This is a genomic window from Rhodoferax sp. GW821-FHT10B06, from assembly GCF_059415605.1.
Window position 1 is genome coordinate 236,827 of the sequence record NZ_JBWKNO010000008.1, and the last position, 25,275, is coordinate 262,101.

General features: G+C 52.5%; 26 protein-coding genes and 1 tRNA gene. 20 read left to right on the top strand and 7 right to left on the bottom strand.

Annotation, left to right across the window (positions count from 1 at the left end):
- Positions 1–5: 5 nt before the first annotated feature.
- The 4 genes from pal to AC07O2_RS14895 all read left to right on the top strand — a co-directional run bounded on the left by pal (position 6) and on the right by AC07O2_RS14895 (position 2,256).
- Entirely contained in the window at positions 6–548 is a 543-nt protein-coding gene (pal, locus tag AC07O2_RS14880; protein ID WP_495076516.1) for a peptidoglycan-associated lipoprotein Pal, read from the top strand.
- Positions 549–613: 65 nt separating this feature from the next.
- Positions 614–1,360 (top strand): tol-pal system protein YbgF, encoded by a 747-nt coding sequence (gene ybgF / locus AC07O2_RS14885; protein ID WP_495076517.1) that lies wholly within the window; start codon positions 614–616, stop codon positions 1,358–1,360.
- Positions 1,361–2,143 carry a tRNA threonylcarbamoyladenosine dehydratase gene (locus tag AC07O2_RS14890; RefSeq protein ID WP_495076518.1) on the top strand — a complete coding sequence of 261 codons (783 nt, stop codon included), beginning with the start codon at positions 1,361–1,363 and terminating at the stop codon, positions 2,141–2,143.
- Positions 2,144–2,180: 37 nt separating this feature from the next.
- Positions 2,181–2,256: transfer RNA gene (locus AC07O2_RS14895), tRNA-Lys, on the top strand.
- Between the two features lie 282 nt (positions 2,257–2,538).
- On the opposite strand, the gene AC07O2_RS14900 is transcribed toward AC07O2_RS14895, so the two are convergent.
- Positions 2,539–3,600 (bottom strand): dienelactone hydrolase family protein, encoded by a 1,062-nt coding sequence (locus AC07O2_RS14900; protein ID WP_495076519.1) that lies wholly within the window; start codon positions 3,598–3,600, stop codon positions 2,539–2,541.
- A gap of 128 nt (positions 3,601–3,728) precedes the next feature.
- Here AC07O2_RS14900 and AC07O2_RS14905 point away from each other — a divergent pair, with 128 nt between their 5' ends.
- Entirely contained in the window at positions 3,729–4,103 is a 375-nt protein-coding gene (locus AC07O2_RS14905; protein ID WP_495076520.1) for a helix-turn-helix domain-containing protein, read from the top strand.
- Here the strand turns inward: AC07O2_RS14905 and AC07O2_RS14910 are convergent.
- From AC07O2_RS14910 to AC07O2_RS14920, 3 genes are all read right to left on the bottom strand, one after another.
- The gene (locus AC07O2_RS14910; protein WP_495076521.1) at positions 4,100–4,861 is read right to left on the bottom strand and encodes a hypothetical protein; all 762 of its coding nucleotides are present in this window, start codon (positions 4,859–4,861) and stop codon (positions 4,100–4,102) included. The genes AC07O2_RS14905 and AC07O2_RS14910 overlap by 4 nt on opposite strands.
- Complete coding sequence (locus AC07O2_RS14915) at positions 4,861–5,241, bottom strand: type I restriction endonuclease subunit M (RefSeq protein WP_495076522.1); 381 nt, start codon at positions 5,239–5,241, stop codon at positions 4,861–4,863. The genes AC07O2_RS14910 and AC07O2_RS14915 overlap by 1 nt, the downstream gene beginning before the upstream one ends.
- A gap of 124 nt (positions 5,242–5,365) precedes the next feature.
- A complete protein-coding gene (locus AC07O2_RS14920; RefSeq protein ID WP_495076523.1) occupies positions 5,366–6,439 on the bottom strand; it encodes a hypothetical protein in 1,074 nt (357 codons plus the stop codon).
- Positions 6,440–6,945: 506 nt separating this feature from the next.
- Here AC07O2_RS14920 and AC07O2_RS14925 point away from each other — a divergent pair.
- From AC07O2_RS14925 to AC07O2_RS14965, 9 genes are all read left to right on the top strand, one after another.
- A complete protein-coding gene (locus AC07O2_RS14925) occupies positions 6,946–7,368 on the top strand; it encodes a putative toxin-antitoxin system toxin component, PIN family (RefSeq protein WP_394789629.1) in 423 nt (140 codons plus the stop codon).
- Positions 7,365–7,607, top strand: a complete 243-nt coding sequence (locus AC07O2_RS14930; RefSeq protein WP_495076524.1) for a toxin-antitoxin system HicB family antitoxin — start codon at positions 7,365–7,367, stop codon at positions 7,605–7,607. The genes AC07O2_RS14925 and AC07O2_RS14930 overlap by 4 nt, the downstream gene beginning before the upstream one ends.
- 39 nt (positions 7,608–7,646) lie before the next feature.
- Complete coding sequence (locus AC07O2_RS14935) at positions 7,647–10,022, top strand: type I restriction-modification system subunit M (protein WP_495076525.1); 2,376 nt, start codon at positions 7,647–7,649, stop codon at positions 10,020–10,022.
- Entirely contained in the window at positions 10,022–11,893 is a 1,872-nt protein-coding gene (locus tag AC07O2_RS14940; protein WP_495076526.1) for a DUF262 domain-containing protein, read from the top strand. Before AC07O2_RS14935 ends, AC07O2_RS14940 begins: the two co-directional genes overlap by 1 nt.
- The gene (locus tag AC07O2_RS14945) at positions 11,880–13,151 is read left to right on the top strand and encodes a restriction endonuclease subunit S (protein WP_495076527.1); all 1,272 of its coding nucleotides are present in this window, start codon (positions 11,880–11,882) and stop codon (positions 13,149–13,151) included. Before AC07O2_RS14940 ends, AC07O2_RS14945 begins: the two co-directional genes overlap by 14 nt.
- 9 nt (positions 13,152–13,160) lie before the next feature.
- The gene (locus AC07O2_RS14950) at positions 13,161–16,121 is read left to right on the top strand and encodes a type I restriction endonuclease subunit R (protein ID WP_495076528.1); all 2,961 of its coding nucleotides are present in this window, start codon (positions 13,161–13,163) and stop codon (positions 16,119–16,121) included.
- Positions 16,122–16,138: 17 nt separating this feature from the next.
- The gene (locus AC07O2_RS14955) at positions 16,139–16,726 is read left to right on the top strand and encodes a KwaA family protein (RefSeq protein ID WP_495076529.1); all 588 of its coding nucleotides are present in this window, start codon (positions 16,139–16,141) and stop codon (positions 16,724–16,726) included.
- Positions 16,723–17,655 carry a Kiwa anti-phage protein KwaB-like domain-containing protein gene (locus AC07O2_RS14960; RefSeq protein WP_495076530.1) on the top strand — a complete coding sequence of 311 codons (933 nt, stop codon included), beginning with the start codon at positions 16,723–16,725 and terminating at the stop codon, positions 17,653–17,655. Before AC07O2_RS14955 ends, AC07O2_RS14960 begins: the two co-directional genes overlap by 4 nt.
- A gap of 330 nt (positions 17,656–17,985) precedes the next feature.
- Positions 17,986–18,582 (top strand): recombinase family protein, encoded by a 597-nt coding sequence (locus AC07O2_RS14965; RefSeq protein WP_495076531.1) that lies wholly within the window; start codon positions 17,986–17,988, stop codon positions 18,580–18,582.
- 315 nt (positions 18,583–18,897) lie between these two features.
- Here AC07O2_RS14965 and AC07O2_RS14970 read toward each other — a convergent pair whose 3' ends face one another.
- Complete coding sequence (locus AC07O2_RS14970) at positions 18,898–19,521, bottom strand: tyrosine-type recombinase/integrase (RefSeq protein WP_495076532.1); 624 nt, start codon at positions 19,519–19,521, stop codon at positions 18,898–18,900.
- A gap of 151 nt (positions 19,522–19,672) precedes the next feature.
- On the opposite strand from AC07O2_RS14970, the gene AC07O2_RS14975 reads away from it, so the two are divergent.
- Both AC07O2_RS14975 and AC07O2_RS14980 read left to right on the top strand, forming a co-directional pair.
- Positions 19,673–20,092, top strand: a complete 420-nt coding sequence (locus tag AC07O2_RS14975) for a DUF7684 family protein (protein ID WP_495076533.1) — start codon at positions 19,673–19,675, stop codon at positions 20,090–20,092.
- A 172-nt stretch (positions 20,093–20,264) separates the two neighbouring features.
- Positions 20,265–20,732: a hypothetical protein gene (locus AC07O2_RS14980; RefSeq protein WP_495076534.1), complete on the top strand. Its 468-nt coding sequence runs from the start codon at positions 20,265–20,267 to the stop codon at positions 20,730–20,732.
- 111 nt (positions 20,733–20,843) lie between these two features.
- Here the strand turns inward: AC07O2_RS14980 and AC07O2_RS14985 are convergent, their stop codons facing one another.
- Positions 20,844–21,029 (bottom strand): hypothetical protein, encoded by a 186-nt coding sequence (locus AC07O2_RS14985; RefSeq protein ID WP_495076535.1) that lies wholly within the window; start codon positions 21,027–21,029, stop codon positions 20,844–20,846.
- 531 nt (positions 21,030–21,560) lie between these two features.
- On the opposite strand from AC07O2_RS14985, the gene AC07O2_RS14990 reads away from it, so the two are divergent.
- The 4 genes from AC07O2_RS14990 (at position 21,561) to AC07O2_RS15005 (ending at position 24,065) form a co-directional block, all read left to right on the top strand.
- The gene (locus tag AC07O2_RS14990) at positions 21,561–22,004 is read left to right on the top strand and encodes a hypothetical protein (RefSeq protein ID WP_495076536.1); all 444 of its coding nucleotides are present in this window, start codon (positions 21,561–21,563) and stop codon (positions 22,002–22,004) included.
- A gap of 112 nt (positions 22,005–22,116) precedes the next feature.
- Positions 22,117–22,461: a DUF2185 domain-containing protein gene (locus tag AC07O2_RS14995; protein ID WP_495076537.1), complete on the top strand. Its 345-nt coding sequence runs from the start codon at positions 22,117–22,119 to the stop codon at positions 22,459–22,461.
- A 246-nt stretch (positions 22,462–22,707) separates the two neighbouring features.
- Entirely contained in the window at positions 22,708–22,965 is a 258-nt protein-coding gene (locus tag AC07O2_RS15000) for a hypothetical protein (RefSeq protein WP_495076538.1), read from the top strand.
- A gap of 497 nt (positions 22,966–23,462) precedes the next feature.
- Positions 23,463–24,065 carry a hypothetical protein gene (locus AC07O2_RS15005; protein ID WP_495076539.1) on the top strand — a complete coding sequence of 201 codons (603 nt, stop codon included), beginning with the start codon at positions 23,463–23,465 and terminating at the stop codon, positions 24,063–24,065.
- Between the two features lie 757 nt (positions 24,066–24,822).
- Here the strand turns inward: AC07O2_RS15005 and AC07O2_RS15010 are convergent.
- Positions 24,823–25,275, bottom strand: a 453-nt coding sequence (locus AC07O2_RS15010; protein ID WP_495076540.1) for a transposase, incomplete at its 5' end; no start/stop codon positions are given.

Genomic DNA, 25,275 nt, shown 5'->3' on the forward strand with positions numbered 1-25,275 from the left:
TGGAAATGAAAAATTTGGTGTGGGCTCTTTCTTTGACGGCTGTGCTGGCCGGTTGCGCTTCGGGCGTTAAGCTGAACGATGTGCCGGTCGTGGACAAGAGCGGTACCGGTACCACCCAGGCTGGTAATGCTGGCGCGCAAGGTGATGCTTCGGCTGCCGGCGCGAGCAGCGTAGCTTCTGTGGATCTGTCCAAGTCGGCCAACGACGGTATCGGCCCGAATGGCGCGCGCATTGTGTATTTTGATTTCGATAGCTACGCGGTGCAGCCCAATGACCAGTCGGTGATTGAGTCGAATGCGCGCTACTTGAAGGCCGACAAAACCCGCCATGCCGTGGTGGAAGGTCATACCGACGAACGTGGTGGCCGCGAATACAACCTGGCCCTGGGGCAGAAGCGTGCAGAGTCCGTGCGCCGTGCCTTGGGTCTGCTGGGCGTGGCTGACACTCAGCTCGAAGCTGTGAGCTTCGGCAAGGAAAAGCCTGCCGTGATGGGCAGTGATGAAGCCGCCATGGCGAAAAACCGTCGCGCAGAGATCAGCTACCGATGACTCGCACTGCCAGACTTTCGACGGCCCCCGTGCGGCGTCTGGCCGTAGTGGCATGGGCCTGCTGTATGCTGCTTGCAGGCAGCGTCCACGCTGGGGTGTTTGACGATGACGAGGCCCGCAAAGCCATTCTGGATTTGCGCCAGCGCGTGGAAGCAAACCGCCTGGGGGTCGAGTCCTCGAACAAAAAGCTGGCTGAAGATTTGCAGCGAGCCAACGAAGACAATGCGCAGTTGCGGCGCAGCCTGCTGGATTTGCAGAGCCAGATCGATGCGGTACGCGCGGACCTTGCCAAGCAGCGTGGGCAGGACGAACAACTGGCACGTGACGTGGCGGATGTGCAGCGCCGTATGAAGGACCAGACCCAGTCGGTAGATGACCGTTTGCGCAAGTTCGAACCGGCCAAGGTGACCGTGGATGGCAAGGAGTTCACCGCCGACCCCGCGGAAAGCCGCGACTTCGACGCCGCGCTGGCCATATTCCGCAAAGGTGATTTCTCTGCCGCGCAAACTGCCTTCCTGGGCTTCAACAAGCGCTATCCGCAAAGTGGTTACGGTACTTCGGTACTGTTCTGGCTGGGCAATGCCCAGTATGCGAACCGCGACTACAAGGAGGCGATTGCCAACTTCCGCGCCTTGCTGGCGGCGGCGCCTGACCATCTGCGCGCACCTGAGGCCGCGTTGTCGATTGCGAATTGCCAGATGGAGCTGAAAGACGCGCGTTCAGCTCGCAAGACACTGGAAGACCTGGTCAAGGTCTATCCCCAATCTGAAGCTGCATCGGCGGCCAAGGATAGGCTGGCCAAGCTCAAGTAAATGGATGCTGTAGATCTGGCACGGCGCTTCGGTGGCCTGGAGCGCCTGTATGGCGTGCTGGGCGCTGCGCGCATTCGTGCCGCTCACGTGATGGTGGTCGGCATTGGCGGCGTTGGCTCCTGGACCGTGGAGGCGTTGGCGCGCAGCGGGGTAGGGCGCTTGACTCTGGTGGATCTGGACCACGTTTCTGAATCCAATATCAACCGGCAAATCCATGCCCTGGACTCGACCGTCGGGCAGGCCAAGGTACTGGCGATGCGTGACCGTATCGCCCAGATCAATCCAGGCTGCACCGTGCATTGCATCGAGGACTTTGTCGAGCCTGAAACCTGGCTGCAATTGCTGCCCGAAGGCGTGGATGCGGTGGTGGACGCCTGTGACCAGGTCAAGGCCAAGACCCGTATGGCGGCCTGGGCACGGCAGACCCGTGCCAGCTTCATCAGTGTGGGGGCAGCGGGTGGCAAGCGCCACGCGCACAAGGTGGATATCGACGACCTGGCTTTCACCACGCACGACCCCTTGTTGGCGCAGCTGCGCTACCGTTTACGCAAGGAGCATGCGGCTCCGCGTGAAGGCAAAAAGATCGGAGTGACCTGCGTATTCAGCCGTGAAGCCGTCATGCCGCCCGATGCGTCCTGCGCGGTGGAGGGCGATGGCAGCCTGAACTGTCACGGCTATGGCTCGGTGGTCAGCGTCACGGCCACTTTCGGTCAATGTGCTGCGGGCTGGGTTTTGGACCAATTGGCACAGACTCTTGAGAAACCGGTAAAAACCACGCTATAATTTGAGGCTTCGCTACAAAGCGTAAATGCTTTTAGCTGGGACGTTAGCTCAGTTGGTAGAGCAGCGGACTTTTAATCCGTTTGTCGTGGGTTCGACCCCCGCACGTCCCACCAAAATATTGAATTGAATCAAGCGCTTAGAGCAGAAATGCCCTAAGCGCTTTTTTCTTGCCAGAACGCCGTTGCCAGATCGTTGCCAGAATTTGGCGAGATGGTATTGGATTTTGTTGGACACTTGGTGTTGCTTGAGGCACACAACAACATAGCTATTGCTGCCCTCGACAGCCAGCAGCAATTGGTATGTTGCCGACATGTCTCCATGTCTAGCAGGTCTTCATTTTTTGACGCTCTTATTGCCTGTTGAAGCCCTAGCATTTCCGACGAGTGTGGTTGACACTATTCAAGAAGGTGCTTCTTGAAATACACTGTCCATTCGGCATACCCTGTCTTCGGATCGCCCTTGTTGCCTGACACAACACCCGTTCGCGTCATAGCGATGCAGTCCTTGCGCATCTGGGCGTAGCCTTCAGACGTGCCAGGATACTTTGCCCCATTGACTTCAAGCGTGTACGTGCCGCTGTCAAGAAGGTTGGCGCATTTGGCTGGGTTTTCCACACGCCATCGAGCCCAACGGTACGGAGCATCGAAGTCGTGAAGCTGACCTGGAAGAATCGTGATGCTCGTATTGCCGCCTCGGCCGTTCATCCATGGCACCTGCTTTTGGCAATCACTTGCCAAGGTGTCATCGTCATCCTCTCCATGCAGAAACATGAGCGGAATCGGCAGGAACGCCTCAGCCGTATTGCGTTCGGTGCATCCAGCATAGAGAGCAACCGCTGTATCCAACTGCGCTGGCGGCTTGCCGTACAGGTCATTGAAGGCGCGTCGCAGGTAGGGCCGCGTGAGATTCATCGCCGTGGTCGCGCCCATACTTTCGCCGATGTGCCCGATCTTGGCGTTCGACCACTCTGGCAGCGCCTTGAAGTAGGTCGCTGCTGTCAAAACATCCATCGCTTGGTTCGGACTGTCGCCCCCTTGGCGGCGCGCTTTGTCGTAGTCGAACTGAATCTTGCCCAGGCCGCGTGCTTCCCAGTGCCCTAGAACCACGGCACTCATCCCATTGGCAACCAGTTGCCGCGCGTAGTCTCCGTGGCGCTTATCAAGTCCTTGGCTACCGTGGCTGATGAATACCAGGGCCGCTCGGTCAGGCGCCTTCATGAGATACACCGGCAAGGTGATCGGCTCGCACTTCCAGGCTGGCGTGCTGTAAAAGCCCGTGCACTTCTGCCCTGGTATCTCTAGCCGATCAAACCCCGCGCGATCAAAAGCGTAGTCCTGAGCGTGCAAATTGCCGGTGAATGCAATGACAAGTGCGCATCCAACACGACGGAAGATTTGGGCCAAGCTGCCATTGGCTTTGAAAGCAACCAAGTTCATCTGCGGAATTTCGTTTGACATAGGTATGTCCTCGAGTTGATAGGTTGGCATAAATTTCTACGAAGCATTTAGTCTTCAATGACCGGATTTTCCCACAATGAAGCATTAACTCCGTCGCCATATGTTCGTCAATGAGGCATTTTCGCTGCATGACGACGGCGCTAAAACCACCCAAAAAACGGAAGACCGCATCCGAGCGGCATCCGCTGGCCGTGGCGTTTGGCAGCTATCTCAAAGAGGTCCGTAAAGACCGGGATATTTCTCAGTCGGAAATGGCGTTTGACTGCAGTCTGGATCGCACGTACATCTCGCTCTTGGAGAGGGGGTTCTCCGCGCCGTCTCTGCTGGTGATGGACGCCTTGGCGAAGTCACTGGGCATGACCATGACCGAATTGGTTGGTGGTTTTGAAGCCCTGCTGCCGAAGCAGCCCAAAAGCGATGCGAGACGGCGCAGCAATGAAGCAAACTTGGCAGATGACAACGTCGCACGTCCGCAGGGGAGTCGTCGCTCGCCTTTGCGTTAACTGTTAATAGATGGCAAGCGCCGCAAACGCACCGCAGCCAGCAAATAAACCGCTTCCGCGTTCCACTCGTGCGCCTCATATAGATATGTCACAGGCTTGCGTTTGCCGCCGTCACCCGGTTTCTGACGATGAGACAGGGCACGCCGACTACCAGAGCCGGTTTGGGACACGCGCAACCGTGCGTTGAAGTTCGCAAAACTGGATGGTTCTGCGGAACTCGTATCAAGCAACAGGATGGTGTCTGGCTGGTGTGTTTTGTTCACCACCGAACCCTCCACGCCGACCGCCAACGCCCAGTGTTTAGTGCGCTGGTGCTTGATGGATGCGAAAGCTAACGCGACCAAGTCGCCCTTCATCAACCAGTCGATGGCATATCCATCAGCGTTGTCTTTTACGCCATGCTTGACAGTCAACTGCAAGGGGAGCTTGAGGCCGTTGACCAAGTCCACCCATTCACTGGCATGAACACCTGTGAAATAAGTGTGCTGGAACGCTGTCCAAACTTCCGCTGCCACGCCGTACTTCCGCCTGCTCATGTCATACAGCGCCGAAGCCTTGGCCAGATGAAAGATCACCAGCACCATCGCCAGTACGTGGGTACCGCAAGCACCGTCCAGATCGGACTGCTGCATAAACGGTCGGACAGGATTGTTCCGGTTGGCCTGTACGGTGAGCGAGTGCCCTGTCTGAAGGTCGGCGTACACACGTTGAAACCGATACGCTGCGACTGCGATAGTTGATTCGCGGCTGCTCGGCATCAGTACTCCTCCGGCAAAAGCAATGTCGTTACCGACCGATCCCTTTCAGTGATGATCCATATCGTTGCCAAGGCAGCGCGTTTGTCGCGTGGTGTAGCGGCCAACCGTTCAGCATCGACGAGCCGATACACGCTCATCACGCGCATGCCTTCGGTCAGAGCTAGTTCGTTCGTAGTGGAATCTTCGGTACAGCAGTCACCCCAATCTCCATGTACGTGGCGAGAGATCAGTGCGACGGCACTGAAGCCCTTACGTTCCAACAGCGCCAGTGCGCCGGGCGTTGCCACAATCTGGCCGAGTGCAAACCGGGCAGCGTTGGTCATGATGGTGACTGGTGGTGCTGAGCGTCGTTCGTCCGTCGGTTCTTCGTGAGGGGTCATGGTCTTCTCCTTGTTGTGAAACGTTGGGGCGTGCGTTGGCCTCCGAAAACAGTGGTCGGATACCAAGACACGCGGTTAAAAATCGGTGAGGCGGAATGCCTCGTGGTCGCTACTTCAGCGCTGACTAAGTCGCTGCGTCGTACAAGGCTTTGAATAGCTCATAGCGCGTTACCGGCCGGTTTGCTTTGCGGCAGTCCAGCGTGGCGCGCTTTAGCGCTTCTCTGATGCCCTCAAACGTGATTCGACCAGCCAGCGGCGCATATTGCGTAGGCAACGTTGCAAAGCCGGTAAATCGTTCGACGATCAGCCGGATGTGCGACATGTTTAGTGGCCGGCCCAGCACCGCGCGTTCGTAGCACGCGGCGAGAGGCTGCGGAAACCGCTCGTACAGTGGCCCGATGGGGGCGTCCCGATCGTCCACCAGATTGGCATCGAATTCCGGTTCAAGGATTGCTGCCAAAAATGCCACGTGTGAGCGGTGTGTGGACTCCAGAAGCTCAATGAACTCGTCAGTCGGGCTCACTATGTCCAGCAAGTTGCCATGCCGGCCAGGGTAGGCCATGTTGATAAAGCGCAGCGCCACCATCGCAACAGGCGGCTGGAACATCGCCTCAATCGCTGCAAGGGATTCGTCTAACAACAAGGCCAAAGCGCGGTTGCGATGGCCTTCATCAAGCAAGCCGATGTGCTGTAGAGCCACTTGCAGGTTCTCGCTGTGGTCATCGACAGACCGGCCGAGGCTGCTGCTGGCATAGGCCAGCTTCAACCACTTGGTTTCTGCATCGCTGAGGTTCAGCAATTTCTTGAGCAGGTTCAGTTGAGACGTGACGATGCACATGACTTCTTGCTGCGGCAAGGTGATCCCGCTAATCTGCGTGACCAACGCCATGGGGTCGATACGTGGGTCCAGTCGGTGGTCAAGTCTGAACAGGAAACGCGGAACCTCTTGTGCATCGCCAACAGGATGAGCGTCTCCAATTTCTTTCCAGAAGTACCGCTGAATCGTTCGACCGACCCACTGTTGGTCTTCGCCTTCCGCGATGTGGACAAGCTGCAGCCCGAGGCGATGCATGAACCAGTCTTCAGCCTCGGCACGGAACTTTAAATTATTGGGGTGAGGCACCTTGCCAAAGGCATCGAAACGGTATGCAGCATGTATGGTTTCAAAGGCTTTGGCAATGTTCTCATCTGGGTGCATGGTGTTGTTCCAAACCCAGCCAAACCGCCTGCGCGGCCAGCCAGGTCAATTCGGGTTCGTGAAATGCACAGACGTGCGAAAACGGCCCGAAGCTTCTCAGCGGTCAGGCACGATTTCAGATCATGCGCGTTGGGGGAGTTCTGCTGCCCAGTGGACTCGCGCAGGTCGGCGGGAGCAGGTCCGAGGCTGTAGGAGTGGTCGGTTTTGGAACATGCGCAGACAGGAATGCCCTAATCAGCGTGGCTGACACGTAAAGTGAACAGCAGTTTGGTTTATTTTATGTCAAAAACAATATAAAAAAATTCATTACCATGCATTTTGGCTATTTTTAATGATTTTTAACGTGTTTTTCTCAAAATTGGCTTTACTGGTGCACCTCGGATTTTGCAAAAAATAAGAAAACTGCTTAATTAATAAGCACTTTAGACGATTTTGAATCTCTGTTGTGCTGACGGCTATGACGCGTAAAATGTAGTTATGCCAGTGCAACCATTGAATCTGTTATTTTGCGTGTAATTCTTGACACCTCTGTGCTTGTTGCGGCCGCGAGGTCGCGCAATGGCGCGAGCTATGAACTGCTATCAATGTTGCCCAGCCGGAAGTTTGAAATTGCGCTGACCGTCGCGTTGTACACAGAGTGGCAAGCGGTGCTCACCCGACCAGAGCATCTACCGCCCGGTGCAACATCTGAAATGGCCGTAGGTTTTCTGCGTTATCTGGCATCAATTGCACATCTGCAGGACGTGCACTTCCTATGGCGCCCGTTTCTGCGTGATCCTGACGATGACATGGTTCTGGAATGTGCCGTCGCATCTAGCAGCCGGTTCATCGTGACACACAACATCAAAGACTTTCGACGCGTCGAAGAGTTGAAAGTGCAAGCCATCACCCCCGGTGATTTTTTACGTTTTTTGAGGAGTCCATCATGAGTGCTCTGACTGTACGGCTGCCCAACTCGGTTCACCAAAAAGTGAAAGAACTGGCCGAGCGCGATGACATTTCGGTGAACCAATTTATCGCCGCTGCGGTGTCTGAAAAGATGGCGTCGGTGATGACGTTGGACTATCTCAAGGGTGAAGCGGCCAAGGGCAAGCGGAGTGACTTTGATCGGTACATGCGGTTAATTCCGGATGTACCGGCGCAAGTCGGTGATGAGCCCTCCAACTAGTTATACAACCTCACTGCGTGTCATAGAAAAATAGCGTTAATGGATCACTCAACACATAACAAAATCGTATCGTTCATTTGGTCAATTGCTGACGACTGCCTCCGTGATGTATTTGTACGCGGTAAGTACCGCGATGTCATCCTGCCAATGTTTGTCCTGCGCCGCCTGGACTGCTTACTGGAGCCGTCAAAAGAGGCTGTGCTTGAAGAGGTGCGTTTCCAGCGCGAAGACGCAGATATGGTCGACCTTGACCCCCATGGTCTGCGCGAGGCCTCCGGTTACGTTTTCTACAACATCTCTAAGTTCACGCTAAAGTCCTTGCTGGGCAATCCGTCGCAACTCGAAGCCAACCTCAAGAACTACCTTGATGGCTTTTCGGACAACGTCAAAGAGATCGTCAATAAGTTTGACCTGCGAAACCAAATCCGCAAGATGGCGCAGTCGGATGTGCTGCACGATGTAATTGAAAAGTTCGTAGCCGAGGAAATTAACCTCAGCCCAGGAAACCGCAAAGGACCAGATGGCCGCACGCAGCCAGGTCTTTCCAATCTTGGTATGGGCTACGTATTTGAAGAACTGATCCGTAAGTTCAACGAAGAGAACAACGAAGAAGCGGGCGAACATTTCACGCCGCGCGAGGTTATCAACCTCATGACCAATCTGGTATTCATACCGGTCAAAGACCAACTGCCCAATCCGCTCACGATCTATGACCCTGCATGCGGTAGCGGTGGCATGTTGACCGAGTCGCAAGACTTCGTGACCGACGCGGAAGGCGATATCAAGGCTAAGGTGGGCGTGTTCCTGTACGGCAAAGAAATCAACCCTGAGACTTACGCCATCTGTAAGTCCGACATGATGATTAAGGGTAATGACCCCGAGAACATCAAGTTTGGCTCGACGCTGGCAACCAATGACTTTTCAGGTTCGCGCTTCGACTTCATGTTGAGCAACCCACCCTATGGAAAGTCTTGGAAAGGTGATCAAAAGGGCATCATCGAGGGCAAAGAGATTCTCGATCATCGTTTTCAAGTGAACCTGTCAGATTACACCGGAGAAAGCTTCGATTGGTTCCCTGCTATCCCGCGCTCATCAGACGGTCAGTTGCTATTTTTGATGGAGATGGTAGACAAGATGAAACGTCGCTCAGACCTGAGCGACAAGAACTCCACACGGTTTTCCGGCTCGCGCATTGCTTCCGTCCACAATGGTTCGGCTTTGTTCACTGGCGATGCAGGCAGCGGCGAAAGCAATATCCGCCGCCACATCATCGAGAGCGACTTTCTAGAAGCCATCATCCAGTTGCCGAACAACCTGTTTTACAACACGGGCATCACCACCTACGTGTGGTTGCTGTCCAACCACAAGGTTAAAAAGAGGCATGGCAAGGTGCAACTGATCGACGCATCCAATCTGTACCAGAAGCTGCGCAAAAACCTTGGCGAGAAGAACTGCGAATTCACTGCTGAGCACATCCAGCAGATCACCCAGCTTTACCTGAGCCTTACCGATGATGGCGTCTCCAAGGTCTTAGACAACAGGGACTTTGGCTATTACAAGGTAACGGTGGAGCGTCCCTTGCGTCTGGCCGCGCAATTCAGTGCCGAGCGCATCGCCACCCTGCGTTTCACTCCGGGCATGCAGGGGATAATGGAGTGGGTCTATGGCAAGTACGGCGATGAGGTCTACACCGCCCTGAAATCTCACACCGTCGCCATTGAAAATCATCTTGAGCACGAGGAAATTGCCCTCTCGCCCAAGAACCGAAAAGAGCTGCTTGCACAGACTACATGGCAGACCCAGCGCGACATCATGCTGGCCGCGCAGCAGATCGCCACTAAGGTGGGAACGGACGAACATCTCGATTTCAACTTGTTTGAAGCCATGGTGAACGAAGCTTGTGCCGCCCTGAAGTTGAAGCTTTCTACCCCTGAGCGAAAGCAGGTTTTGAATGCAGTGAGCTGGCGCGACCCGCGAGCTTCCAAAGTTATCAAGAAGCAGCACAAGCTGAGCGGTTCCAAGATTAAAGACCTGCTCGCCGAGTTACAGACCACCGTTGAGCGACTGAGCGATTACGGCTATTGGCCCAGCGCCAAGGCGGGCGAATTTGTCGAATACGAGCCAGATAGCGAGTTGCGTGACACCGAAAACGTACCGCTGGCCAAGAGCAAGACGGCAACAGCCTCCAGCGTCATCCACGAGTACTTCATCCATGAGGTGCGCCCGCACGTTGACGAGGCTTGGATTGCGCTCGACAAAACCGTGATCGGCTACGAGATCAGCTTCAACAAGTACTTCTATCAGCACAAGCCTTTGCGCAGTCTCGAAGAGGTGACTGCGGAAATCCTGGCTCTGGAAGCGGAAACCGATGGTCTGTTGAAACAACTGGTCAGTTTTGTATTGGGAGCCAAGTGATGCAAGAAATCCAAGGCAAGACCCGTACGGTGCGCGAACTGCTGTCCGGTGCCAAGTACGGCATCGACTACTACCAGCGCGAATACAAGTGGCAGAACAAACAGATGGTTGAGCTGGTCTCTGACCTGACCGGAGCGTTTTTGGAGGATTACCTCGATGCTCACCAACGGGGCGACGTTGCCAATTACGGCCACTATTTTCTTGGCTCCATTGTTATCAGCCAGCGCAAGAATGAACAGCAGATCAGCGAGCGACTGATCGTTGACGGCCAGCAGCGCATGACCAGCCTGACTTTGCTTTTGCTCTACCTTCACAGCCAGCAAAAAGACCGCGACGATGCTGAACCCGTTGAAGAACTGATCTTCTCCAAGAAGTTTGGCACCAAGTCTTTCAATCTGAATGTGCCGGAGCGCAATGACTGCATGGAGGCCTTGTTTGACGGCAAGAGCTATGACACTGCCGACCAGTCCGAATCGGTCTACAACCTGATTGGGCGCTTCAACGATATTGGCGACGCCTTCCCACAAGACATATCTGGCACCAAGGCACTGCCTTACTTTGTTGATTGGTTGCTGGAAAAGGTGCATCTGGTAGAAATCACGGCTTACGCCGATGCCGATGCCTACACCATCTTCGAGACCATGAATGACCGTGGCCTTTCTTTGAGCAACACCGACATGCTCAAGGGCTATCTGCTGGCCAGCATCACCGATGCGACAAAGCGAGCTGAGGCCAACAAGGAAATCAAGCAATGGCTGCTGACTTTTGCCAAGCGGGACAACGATCGTGACACTAAGGAAACCGAGGCAGATTTCTTCAAAGCATGGCTGCGTGCTAAGTACGCCGGCGACATCCGCGAGCGGAAGAAAGGTGCGAAGCCTGAAGACTTTGACCTAATCGGCACGGAATACCACCGCTGGGTACGCACCAACCACGAGTTGGTTGGGCTAAATGCCAGCGACGACTTCAACCACTGGGTACGGCAAGAATTGCGCTTCTTCGCTCGTGTGTACCTGGAGTTGCTGGAAGCCAGCGAAAGCTTGAAGACAGGGCTTGAATCTGTTCGCTTCAATGCCGACCACGGTTTCACCCAACAATTTCAGGTGCTGCTGGCACCGTTGCTGCCCAGCGATGACGAAGCCACGGTCAAGGCCAAGCTGCGCCTTACCGCTGACTATCTGGACTGCTGGCTGAATCGCCGCCTGTGGAATTTCAAGTCCATCGACTATTCCACCTTGCAGTACGCCACCTTTCTGCTGACCAAGGAATTGCGCAACCTGTCGCTGAAGGCTTTGCGCGAGAAGCTGATTGCGCGCCTGACCAGTGACGAAAATGAATTCCGGCTTGAGGATCAGCCTTCGCTGATTAACTGGAATGCCAAGAGCCTACACCGTCAGTTGGCCCGCTTTACCCATTGGGTTGAAGAGCAAAGCGGCCAACCAGGACGGTACGTTGAGTACATTGTGCGTTCAGGTAAAAACGCCTACGAGATCGAACACCTGTGGGCCAACCACTTCGAGCGCCATGCAGATGAATTTGCCCATGCGCAAGAATTCGCCAGCTATCGCAACCGCATCGGTGGCCTTGTTCTGCTTCCCAAAAAGATCAATGCCAGCCTGAACGACAAGACATTCTCCGACAAGGTGGCACATTACCAAAAGGAAAACCTGCTGGCTCGATCTCTGCACAGCGCCTGCTATCAGCACAACCCAGGCTTCCTGCAACTGATGGAACGCACATGTTTGCCATTCAAGTCGTTCGACGAATTCAAGAAAACCAGTTTTGACGAACGCTATGCCGCCTACCAAGGTATCGCCAAGCAGTTGTGGTCATTGGCCCGGCTGCAGGAGGTTACTGATGGAACGGCATGAGAGTTACAAGGCCAGCGGCGTAAAGTGGATTGGGGATGTGCCGGCACATTGGGATGTACGCCCAGGCTTCACCTGCTTTGACGAAAACAAAGACCGGAATAAGAAACTCATTGAAAAAACTGTCTTGTCGCTGAGTTACGGGCGTATCGTAATTAAGCCAGAAGAAAAAATGACAGGTTTGGTTCCTGAATCGTTCGACACCTATCAACTAATCAAGCCCGGTGACATTGTCATTCGCACCACCGACTTGCAGAACGACAAAACAAGCTTGCGCGTGGGGCTGGCAAAAGATCGTGGAATGATTACGTCAGCCTATCTCGGCCTACGCTGCAAGTCCGCGATAAATTCTGAATACGTGTTCAGACTTCTGGAAAGCTATGACTCTCAAAAGGTTTTCTATGGAATGGGCTCTGGTCTGCGCCAGAACATCGACTTCTGGGATTTCAAACGACTTCCAATCCCCGTTCCTCCAAGAACCGAACAAGATTTCATAGTTCTAAGCCTCGGAAAGAAATCTGCGGAAATCGATGCTGCCATTGACAAAAAAGAGCGGTTAATAGGCCTATTGACTGAGCAAAAAGGAATTCTGATAAATCAGGCGGTTTCTCTGGGTTTAAATCCGCACACGATGATTCGCGAAAGTGGGGTCAAGTGGATTGGCCGCGTGCCTTCCCACTGGAATGTTATCCGCGCAAAGTATTTATTTCGTGAGATAGACGAGCGCTCGCAAACAGGTGCCGAAGAGCTTTTGTCTGTATCGCACATGACAGGCGTGACCTCACGCTCCGAGAAAACGAACATCTACATGTTTATGGCTGAGGACTACACAGGCTCCAAACTTTGTAGACCAAATGACCTCGTGTTCAACATCATGTGGGCATGGATGGGTGCCTTGGGGGTTTCTGAGAAGGCAGGGATTGTCAGTCCGTCTTATGGCGTTTACCGGCAGCGCAAGGAAGGGATTTTCAACAACTGGTACCTGGAGAATCTATTGCGTTCGACTGCATATGTCGCCGAGTACAACAGACGCTCTACTGGTCTGCATTCATCTCGACTTCGCCTTTACTCGAACATGTTCTTTGACATGGAGATTGCGGTGCCTCCTCGCGACGAGCAAGATGAAATTGAGCGACGGACAAAAGAACGTGTTGACCAAGCAGATGCGGTAATAGCTGCAACTCAGCGTGAGATTGAGAAACTGGTGGAGTTTCGCGCAACAATAATCTACAGCTACGTTACCGGAAAAATAAGAGCTTAAGGGAGCACCATGGTCAGTCAAACCAACGAAGCCGCGCTTGAATCGCACATCGAAAACGCACTTGCGAAGGACGGCTATCGCGTGGGCGATCCGGCTGACTTTGACCGGGAGTTCGCTGTTGATGGTAGGTTCTTTTGGGAGTTTATCGAAGCCACTCAGCCCAAGGAGTTGGCGAAACTGAAAGACCGTCCCAACTGGCGGCGGCTGGTGCTGGAGCGGTTGAACAAGAAGATCAAGAAAGACAGCGTGCTAGCCGTGCTGAAGAAGGGGCTCGACATTGACGATGCCCACTTCGATCTGCTCTACCGCCAGCCATACAGCGACCTCAACCCCGAGGTAGTGGTCAACTTCGAGGCTAACCGGTTCAGCGTGACCCGACAGGTGCATTTCTCAGATGACACGCGCAAGAAGTCTATTGATATGGTGTTGTTTGTTAATGGGTTAGCGATTGCGACCCTTGAACTAAAGAATCCATGGACGGGGCAAACAGTTTGGAATGCCATTTACAAACAATACAACTTGCGGGATGCGATTGAGTCGATTTTTGAATTCGGACGTTGCCTCGTTCACTTTGCTGTCGATCCAGACGAGGTCTATATGTGCACGCGGTTAGCGGGGAACGATAGCAACTTCCTGCCCTTCAATAAGGGTTTCAACTACGGGAAGGGCAATCCAGTTAATCCGAACGGACACAAGACGGCGTACCTGTGGCAAGACATCCTGCCGCGCCGTAGCCTGACCAATATCATTGAGCAATTCGCCAAGTTCACGGTCGAGAAGGACAAGAAAACCGGCAAGGAACGCAGGATGCTATTCTTTCCACGCTATCACCAGCTCGACGTGGTGCGCGGTATTCTGGTGGATGCCCGGCAGAAGGGCGTGGGCCAGACCTACCTGATTCAGCATTCGGCTGGCTCGGGCAAGTCCAACTCCATCACTTGGTTAGCGTATCAACTGGTGGAGCATTACGACACCAAGGGCACCGCAAATCTGTTTGATTCCGTTGTGGTGGTGACAGACCGGCGCGTGCTGGATACCCAGCTCAAGGACAATATCAAGTTGTTCTCTGAAACCAAGAATATCGTTGCGCACTGCGAAAGCGCGCAGGAGCTGAAGTACAACCTTGAGCTCGGCAAGAAAATCATCATCACCACGGTGCAGAAGTTCCCCTTCATCGTGGATGGCATCGGGCAACTGTCTGACCGCAAGTTCGCCGTCATCATTGACGAAGCGCACTCTTCCCAGTCCGGCGTAGCCGCTGACAAGGTCAACGAAACCTTGGCGGGGCAGGACGGTGACGAGCCTGTGGATGTGCAAGACCAGATTCTGGCGGCGATGAACGAGCGCAAGATGAGCAAGAACGCCAGCTACTTTGCGTTCACTGCGACGCCCAAGCCTGCCACGCTGGAGAAGTTTGGCCGCCAAGCCGCTGACGGCAAGTTTTACCCCTTCCACCTCTATTCAATGAAGCAGGCCATCGAGGAGAAGTTCATCCTCGACGTGCTGGAAAAGTACACCACGTACAAGAGTTACTACGAGGTGCAGAAGTCGGTGGAGGACAACCCTCTGTTCGATACTGCCAAGGCGCAGAAGAAGCTGAAAGCCTTTGTCGAAGCCAGCCCCAGGACCATTGAGGTGAAGGCCAAGATCATGGTTGATCACTTTACGGCCAGTGTGTGGCAGGCCAAGAAGCTGAAGGGAAAAGCCAAGGCCATGGTGGTGACGCGCAATATTGAATGCGCTATCCGCTACTTCTTTGCCATCCGCACCGCGCTGAAAGAGGCCAATGCGCCGTTCAAGGCGCTGGTGGCATTCTCCGGCGAAAAGATGGTGGACGGCATTAAGTACACCGAAGAGTCCTTGAATAGTTTTTCTGCGCGTGACTTGCCAGACGAATTCGAGAAGGACGACGCCAAAATTCTGGTGGTCGCTAACAAGTACCTTACCGGCTTTGACGAACCCATGCTCCATACCATGTACGTGGACAAGAAGCTGCAAGGCGTTTTAGCCGTGCAAGCTCTATCCCGGCTCAACCGCTGCAACTGGAAGTTGGGCAAGACCGATACTTTCGTACTCGACTTCTACAACTCAGTGGACGACATCAAGTCAGCGTTTGACCCGTTCTACACATCCACCAGCCTGAGCGAGCCTACGGACGTGAATGTATTGCACGACTTGAAAGACGTGCTCGATAACTTCGGCATCTATGACTGGACCGAGGTGACAACCTTCAACGAAAAGTTCTTTGCCAGTGCCGAAGCCGAAGAACTCGCCCCCATCATTGACACGGTGGTCGCCCGCTTTGATGCCGACTTGGGCGACGAGCAGCGCATCGACTTCAAGATCAAAGCCAAGCAGTTCGTCAAGATTTATGCGCAGGTGGCGGCCATCATTCCGTTCAACATCGTGAACTGGGAAATGCTGCACTGGTTCCTGAAGTTCCTGATCCCCAAGCTCAAGGTCAAGGACCCCGACCAGGACAAATTGGACGAATTGTTGAACAGCGTTGACCTCTCCACTTACGGATTGGAGCGGTCACGACTTGAAACCAAGATTGACCTTGATGCCACTGAAGCCGAACTGGAGTCGCAGAACCCGAATGTGCGCGGACCACACACTGGGCCAGGTAATGAAGACCCATTGGAAGAAATCGTCCGTGCCTTTAATGATCGGCATTTCGCTGGCTGGGAAGCTACGCCTGAAGAGCAGCGCGTCAAGTTCATCAACATTGCGAAGTATGTAGCGAACCATGCCGACTACAAGGCCCAGGTTGAAGATAACCCTGACACGCAGAATCGGCAGCTAGCTTTGGAAAGACTAATTCAACACGCAGTCAGCATCGAGCGCCGACGTGAGCTGGACCTATACAAGCGGTACGCTGGCGACCCGGATTTCAAGCGGGCGTTTGATGCCAGTATTTCGAGGTTGCTGGCTTCTTCGCATAATCAGGCGGTTATTTCAAAGGCATAGCGAGACAAGACCTCCATATGCAAATGCGTCTATTACCGGCCCTAATATTATTTCTGGGCTCCTATTTTCCGTTGAGCTTGATCCTTCTCGTTCAGGATATAAAGGATGCATCGTGGATGGAGCCCATTTGCCACATTGCGGAGATGTCTGCATGTCATCTTCCAGAGCTGGTAAACCCTGGCCGCGCGCTCGCCTTATTGGCAATATGCACGTTTAGCTTGATTCTTTTCATTGTCTTGATGAACGGACTTTCCGCTCACTCAAATCTTGAGGTCATTGACTCAAAATCAATTCCTAATGATTTAATAAACTACATATTTCCCTATGTGGTTTCTTTTATGGGACTTGATCTTGGCGCAGAAGGGAAGTTCTATGGATTTATTTTGTTTATATTGCTGATGTTCCTCATTACTTACCGTTCAGGTCAGATTCTGATGAATCCATTTTTATTAGTATCTGGATGGCAACTATATGAACTTAATGTCTTGACGGAAGGGCAGAGGCGCTGTGTTAAAGCCTTATCACAAGATCAAATTCAGCCGGGCGATCGTCTCGAATCATGCCTAGTTCACGGGATATACGTACTACACAAGGGAGAAAAATGACAGTAGAAAACGATCTGCAAGAATTTAGTGGCTTCGATATTGCGCAATCCGCTGCCACACTTTGGATATTTAAAAAACGCCCGACAAATTCAGCTATAAATCCTTTTACCGCTGTTTCCGTTGTGATGAGTGATGCGCTTAAATCAGAATTAAAGGCATTGGTCGCAAGCTATCAAGGTAGCCATACCTTCGCTGAGACCTATAGCCTTTTAAGTCAACCAACAGAAGACGGATTTTTGTCTGTACCGTGCGCCGACACTCTTTTTCTTAATCTTCGAGCGCTAATTGATAAGCCAATGGAGGAGTGCTTAGCAAACGATGTGAAGCAGCTGAACAATGCAGCTGGATATGTCTTTCGTTTACGCCACGAGGATTCGATAATCTACTGTGTCAAAAAAACAAATGCTGATTGGGCCACTCGAAAAAAGAAGGGCATGATGAATATTGTCTTCAATCATGCAGGCCTAGACATCGTGGAAAATCCATCCTTCACGATTGCTAGGAATTTTGACTTCTTCATGAGTGGTGCTCACGTATTTATGGCAAACAAGCCCGCATTCGAGTCGCTGCTGAGCCACAAAGACACTTACGAGTCTGCGTATGTCGAGTTGAAACAAGAACCTGGATTCACAGCGGCAATTGCAAACATTGGCGTTTTTGATGCATTCATTGGAAAGAATGCGACGCATCTTCGTCGCATGGCAGTTATCAAAGCTAGGGGCTACTATAACAATCCGGATTACATGACTCGCTTACGTGATATCAACGTTTTGCGAGGTTGGGGAATCCAGTTTGACGATCAAGGCCGTATTGTTGCCACCCCAGAAAAAATGCGAGATATTTTGCACGTTCTATTGGATCACCGCTTGCGCTCTGAATTATCAGAAAACCAATATGACGTCCCGTCGACCTCGCTGTTGGGGTTGTGAGAAATTTTTAATTTTCTAAATATTCTTCTGGCCAAAGTCTGCATATCAGCGTGTGAAAGAAATTTTTACATTCACCTTGGCTAGCGAAGACTAGCTTATTTCGATGATTAGATCAGTCGTCTTGGTGGCTGTTTGCATTATTTCTAAGTGTGGTAAGTGCAGCCACTAAAAACCATTATGTCAATTTGTAGTACACGCTAAATAGACGTTTCGATACCACACAATCCGCGTCTAAATAGAGTCCATATTGGATATTATTGACATATTCCAGTATGCCTCTTAAACTTCAAATGGACGATCTAATTCAACCATTTGAGAACGGAGTTTGTAATGAGTGCAGCAAAGACCGCCAACAACGGTAAGCGCATTGGCTATGTGCGTGTCTCCAGCGTAGACCAGAACGACGCACGTCAGCTTGATGGCGTGACGCTGGAAAAGACGTTCACCGACAAGGCCAGCGGCAAAGACACGGATCGACCACAGTTGCAAGCTATGTTGGAGTTCGTGCGAGATGGAGACCATATCTACGTGCATAGCATGGACCGCCTATCACGTTCGCTTCGTGATTTACAGGAGGTGGTTGAGCGGCTAACCGGCAAGGGTGTCTGCGTGACGTTCGTCAAAGAGAGCTTGACGTTCGAGCCACCAGCCACCGGCGCCGATGCTCACAAGACTGCGTACTCAACCCTCATGCTGCAATTGCTTGGTGCCGTTGGTCAGTTCGAGCGTGCGCTGATAAAAGAGCGGCAACGTGAAGGCATTGCGATAGCGAAAGCCAAGAAGTTGTTCAAGGGAAGAGCGCCAGCATTGGACGAGGTCAAAGCCGTCAAGCTACGTCAGATGGCTGCTGAGGGCGTGGCGAAGGTTGAAATCGCCAAAACATTTGGCATTTCACGGGCCAGCGTCTACGTCTACTTGAATGCTTGATCTTTGGCATCCATGGAGCGCGTTTATTGACTTGCGACTTTACATTGCGTATTCCGGTACGAGTGACCAGCTGCGCCGGTATCAATGGATTAAATTTTAAGGTGCCTACTGGTGGCAATCACTACGGCAACCGTCGCCTAATGGCTAAGAGCGGTCGGGCGATGCGGATCATGCCAAAGACTGCCATCAGCCTGAAGCCGCCTTCCGAGTAGTCGGCTATGCAGCGAAAGCAGCCGGTTGGGCTATCGCTGTGAACGACCCGTTTGCGGGGATAAGCCGACAGCCGAGGCCTGGGCACAGCTGCCGGTCATCTCGTCAAAGCTCAGTCTGCTCTGACATTTCCAAGGCGTCCTCGACCTCTATGCCGAGATAGCGAACCGTACTTTCCAACTTGGTATGCCCTAGCAGGAGTTGGACGGCACGCAGGTTCTTGGTTCTGCGGTAGATCAACGTTGCTTTGGTTCGTCGCATGGAATGCGTTCCAAACTCCGTTGTATCAAGGCCAATTTCATTGGCCCAACGATGAACAATGCGGGCGTACTGCCGCGTCCCAATGTGAGCCGAGGCGTGGAGCCTGCTGGGAAACAGATAATCATCCGCCCGTAGATTCACTTCGTGCACCCAGGCTTCAAGCGCGTCACGGGTAGCCAGAGTGAGTTCGAACTGTACGGGACGGTGTGTTTTCTGTTGCATGATGGTCGCCCTGCTGGCAATTGCAGAGCCATGGCAAACATCGCGAACGCGAAGTTTTACAAGATCGCAACCGCGAAGCTTGCTGTCTAGCCCCAGATTGAACATGGCCAGTTCACGCTGTCTTGATTGCATCTGCAGCCGGACCCGAATGGCCCAGATATCCCGGATCTTGAAGGGGGCCTTCTGACCGACGATTTTTCCCTTGTTCCAGGGGGTCGCGGGACTGGTCGATTTATCATGATCCATGATGTGCTCCTGTTGAAGGTGCGACGGCGCCGTCTTCGCGTTGACGGACGTCGCCCCAATATGGTGCAGCAACCTTCGATGGAGAAAAATCTGCCAGAAGCAGTCATTCGAGCATGCAGGCACCCCTCTGAAAAATATTGAAAGGTCCGTTTTGTCGGTCACCTATTTGCATGTCGAACCTGGCGCGATCCTTCCTGACTTCCACCTCGATGCTCCATATCGAGCCGTTCTCATCGTGGAAGAGGCGGTGGCCCCTAAATGGCAAGCTGTTGCTAGCGACTGGTTTGTCAAGTCAGGCTGCATGTACCTAATGGCGTGGGGTGTGAACTGCAGTTCCTGGGATGACTCTGTAGACTGGGCCAACATTGAAAAATTTGCGCCCGAAGACACTCCAGATGACGGCTTCGTCGTGACAACTTGGCACGATAAGGAAACGCTCGCAGAGGTGTTCTGGTACTGCCAGCACTGTGCAGTTCACCCAAAAATCAATTTGAATCACACACTGCTAATGCATATAGCTGCTTGTGAGCGAGAGTCACAGATTGGGAAACAATACGCCGCTGCGGCTTAGGCCACAGTCGGCCAGGAGCGGACGTTCAGGCCCGCTCGCTAGTTGCCCATATTTTTGATGATGTCCGGGACGGACGACATTCCAAGCTGCGGCAACATACGACCAAAACCAGACGTTCACCGATGCTGCAGAATGTGGCCTAGAACAGTGATTTAAAAGACGGGAGGGTGGAGTGTCGAACGAAGAAGAATTGGTCGCGGCGTTAGTCCCTGTGGACGAGTACGGGAAATATGGAGGACAGGTAGCAAAGCTTACGACACACAGGCTCGGATATCTGAAGCATAGAACGCTTCGGCCTGTTGAGTTGGTAGAGGTGCCTATAGCTGAAATTAAATCAATTTCTTATCAAACCAAGTGGGCCATTTTTCCGATGATATTCGGTGGACTGCTTGTTGCACTCATTGCCTTTATCTTCAGCTCGGATGTCGAGGCAGGAACGCGTGTTCCGGTGGGGGCCCTTGCGCTCGCGCTAATTTTTGGGTTTGTTTTACTACGAGGACCCAAACGCCATCGGTTCATATTCCTTGTTGGCGATAAGAAGTTGAAATGGCAATCAAAGGCAGGAGACTACAAATACAAAATTGCTGCTACGCAAAAGGTTGTCGCCTTTGCCCGTGAGCGCGGCATTTTGATTGCGTAGTAAAAAGGCAGTATTCGGCCAACAGCGGACATTTCAAAAGGAGCCCCGTTGACGCTATCGAGCTTTTTTGCCGCTTCAATATCCATCTGGTTTTTGGTGGGCGTGGCATGGCTACTCCCGCAGAAGCTTGCTATTTTTAAGCGCGTTGGGAATTTGACTAGTAACCAACTTATTCAGTTGGCGAAAGCCGGAGATATTGAGATTCAACGGCTCCGACGTCGCACTTGGTGGTACGTTGGAATCGGGCTGTTTCTCATTCTTCCCCAGGTACTGCTTCTTCAAATTCTCAAATTTCATGGATGAATCTCCGACGGCAGCATCCCCCAAATGCAGCATTCGGCCAGAACCAGACATTCATGACCGCCTTCCAGGCATCCATATTTTTGATGATGACTTAGCAGTTCGATGCCCTGAGCTGCGGCAAGATTGAACTTAAGCGTGTCGTGTGAAGCAGTATCGTTATGTCCAATTTGAGCTCTGCACTATTTACTATGGGGTCTGAATAAGCCCGCCAATTAAGGTCAATGGATTTATGCGAAAAGGTGTCAAACTTGCTTTGCGTACCATACCCTTCTTCTTGACATTTGGAGGATGGAAACTAGCAGTATTCATCAACGCAGGGCTGGGGTGTTCCGCGATTGGTAAAGACCCGAAACCTTGCATCGTTGCAGGGTTCGACGTTATGCCACTTCTGTCTCCAATCGCTTGGTGGGGGATGCTTCTATGGGTTCCTGGTTTGGTAGTTTCCGCACTTCTGCTCGGTCGATTCGTCGCAACAGGGCTCCCACGCCCATGGGGGGATATATCAGTGACAACAGCAGCAAAAAAGTGAATACCTGGAGTCGGCCAGAAGCAGACATTAACCAGCACGCTTGGCATCAGGAGTTCAGAAGGGTCAAAATGCGAATGCCAAAAATCTCGAATGAAGTTTTTTTGCTATTTCTAAAGATGCACGGCACAGCCGTAGCCGCTGGATGCCTATTCGCAGGGTTGGTCCAAATCAAGACCTACCCGAAATTCATCGTCATCACAGGATTTTCAGCCTTCGTCGTATGGTTGGTTTTGGGCGCAATTGTTGTGATGGCCCATCTTGCACAACTGTACTTGGCGCACGGATTTCGCCCTTGGAAGGTCTTTGCGACTGCTGTATCTGTACTGATTGCGCCGATGGGCCTTCAATTTGTCTCTTGGATACTGGTGGCGGTGTTTTATGCAATCGGCATTCCGCTAATACTTCTTGCGTTCAAGACGGATGGAACCCCAAAAGAGTGAATGTCCGTTTGAGACCCTGGCGAGCCGTACCCGATACGACAGAATCCGGCCAAAAGCGGTCTCCGGCTAAATGCGATATTCCGTAAGAAATTAGTATTCAACCCAACACAATATGAAGCAATTCGCCCTTAATGCGAGTCAAATCAAACCCCTTGTGGAAGGCCGAGGCGGCTGTATCGCGACCGACATGATTACCGTCAATGGGGCGCCTGTCGGCTACATGGTTCGCGAACCCACTGACAAGTCGGATGACAGTGGCTGGTGTTTCATGGCAGGCAATGAGAGCCAAGACTATATGGACAATCCCTCAAATCACGGTATTTACGACGTTAATACCATCGCCAATTATTCTCCGGACATCATCCCCTTTTTGGATGCACCACCGTGCAGCGCATTCGCACGGAACCCGAAAACTGGAACGTTGATTGAGGTTCCTTTCGAGGAGCCAGAGGACTGAGCGACCGCTTTGCGATTCGGATGGAAACCGACGACGAGCTGCCGGGCCCAGCACCAAGAGGCAGAATGCGGCCGAGGCTGTGTGAAAACGTTGGTCAGTCAACGTCTCCTGAAAAATCGACCTTTCAGATTGACGTAGGTTGCGTTTTCTCGGGTGAGGTAAGGGGTCAAAGGACCATCGAAAACGTGCACATCCAACGTTTTTACACAGCCTCGGCCAGAACCAGACATACAGGCATCAAGCTCAATGGAAACCGTCTTCATCGTTCAACACGTCCACCTGCTCGGACCTCAGGAAGAGGAAGACGTAAAGCTGATAGGAGCCTATCGTTCGTTGCAAAGCGCACACGCTGCAGTTAAGCGGCTTGCGAATGCACCTGGTTTTCGAGACCATCCCGAAATTGCCGGCGCGTCTGGAGATGGAGGGAGGCAAGGCTTCTACATCAGCGAGTACCGTTTGGATGAGGACAATTGGACGTCAGGTTACGTGACGGACATTTGTTAAGCTGGTAACGGCCAGTACCGGACTTTCACGGCAATGGTCTGATTGGTAATGGAGGGTTCAACATGGTTCGTACCGGGCGAGTGTTGTTGGCGCTCGCATGTGTGGCGCTGGTTCTTTACAGGCTGGCTATGCCGTTCACATCGTATTTGCTCGACGCCGTCTTGTTGGCTGTAGCTATCCTCTTCCTTGCCGTCGCATTCGGCGTTTCGAAGGCGACTAGCCAACGTGACAAGGGCTCACGTTCATCGGTCGATTAAAACGGACCCGATACTTTTGCCGGTTCCGGCCACAAGCGGACATTACGCCGGCCTGTCGGTCATCCACATTTTTGAGAGTGGCTTAAAGTGCCGACGCTCTAAGTTACGGCAAGATAGGAGCGGAAACAAACTGTAGCTGCAATTCCTATCCCACAGTTTTACATGTTAGTTCCTTAAGAACAGTAGGCCGATAACCGTCAAAAAGTCTTAGCCCAATGCGTTCACCCTCAATATATACATATGAAGCATTCCACCCGTCTAGCATTACCCGTATTCCTCGTATTAAGCATTTTATTGTCTGGATGCGTAATGGCTCCGAAGTTAGTGTCGGAATCACCTCTAAACGGCACCCCCAAACCGATGGTGCAACTCATTGCAGTCATTAACGCTGGCGTGGGCTATATGCCTCAGTATAATCCTGCTCATAAAGAATACTTGTCAACTTTAAAAGAGCATATTTCAACTGCTCTTTTGGCAAAGGCTGTTCGGACTCGGACTTTGGATGATTTTCCGATTAAGGTAGTCGAACTTTCTCCCGCTTCTCCTGCTCCTAGCGAACTCGACTTGGCTATTACCGCTGATCAGCCGACCCACGTAATTCGGATGACGGTGGTGAGGGCGGAGATTTACAATGGCGTGGTCCCCTTACGGGTGACATGGCAAGTTGAGGTTTTTCAAGCGAAAACTGCTAGTGAGAAGTCTATTCAAGATTTCTCAAGTATTTCGAGATTTAGTTTTGAAGGTCCCGGTTGTAATAGCGGGATGTCACATGACCAATGTGCAACAAAGCTTGCATCGGCACTAATCGAGTCTCTTCAGCGTAAGGGATTTTTACGATCCTAGCTTGGGCGGCCTAGTTCATGACGGAACTGCCTACCGGACAGCTTGAAATCTGAGTCACTTTGGGCAACATCGGCCATCGGCCAAGAGCGGTCGCTTGACGCTTCGATTCGCTATCTTTTCTTGGACTCCGACTTCAAGAGAAATCGTGACACTATCCATCCCAGCCAAATTAGCAGAATACCTAGTATTAAATTGGCGCCAATACCTTCGACTGGTGCGTGAGATATTACCAAACCGACCCAGGCCGCGACGAAAGCAGCAAAAGCTGAGAACACGCCAGTTCGGCGACCACATTCTGGTCGGAGTGAAATTGAAAAGGCTCTTGCCCATGGCCAACTGCAGAAGGCAACAAAAACCGCAATTAGGATACCGTTGGCAACTAAATTTAAAGTATTAGTCTTTTGAAAAATACGTTGCATTGTGGTGGATGAAATAAGACCCACGAGAATCGAACCTTGGGAGAATAGCCATGAGGACACTACGAAAATGCGTTGGGTTCTCATGCACCAAAGTCCGGTAATTTCATATCAGCCATTGTGACAGACGATGGGACAATGGCTCGCGCACGCTCGCCCTTGTGTGACGGCTTTGGGCCGAGGCTGTGTGAAAACAGCTAAACAATCCTCTCGTGATTCGGCCCAGACATCGTAAACCCGGTTTCTTTCTCACAATCCCACAAAGCGCGCCAAGTGCGTCTGGTGTGGCTTGCAGGGGCCGAGAATCGTGTTTTTGACGGCTTATAAAGGCCTATAAGGGCTCATGCCCCCGCTGGCTTCATAGCCTTCATCATCTTCTCCATTCCCAGGATATTGATCACCCGCTTCATGTTGTAGGCCAGCACATGCAAGCTCATCTCCGTGCCCACATGCGCAATGGTCTTCGTCAGGAAGTGCGTCCAGCCCATCCAGTGCTTCAAGGTTCCGAAGACATGTTCGACGGTGCTCCGGCGTAGCGTCATCGCATCGGGCTTGCGGTCCAATCGTTGCTGCATGCGTTCCAGAACATCTTCGTGTTCCCATCGGCGTATGCGCCTAAAACTGCTGGTTGTGCATTGAGATTTGAGTGCGCATTGATGGCAGGCACTTGGCCAGTAGACATGTATATTGAGGCCTTTCTCGATGCCGCTGAACCGATAGATCGCCTGTTCACCCGCTGGGCAACGGTACGCGTCCTGCTTGGCGATGTAGACGAAGTCTGTTTTATCAAAACG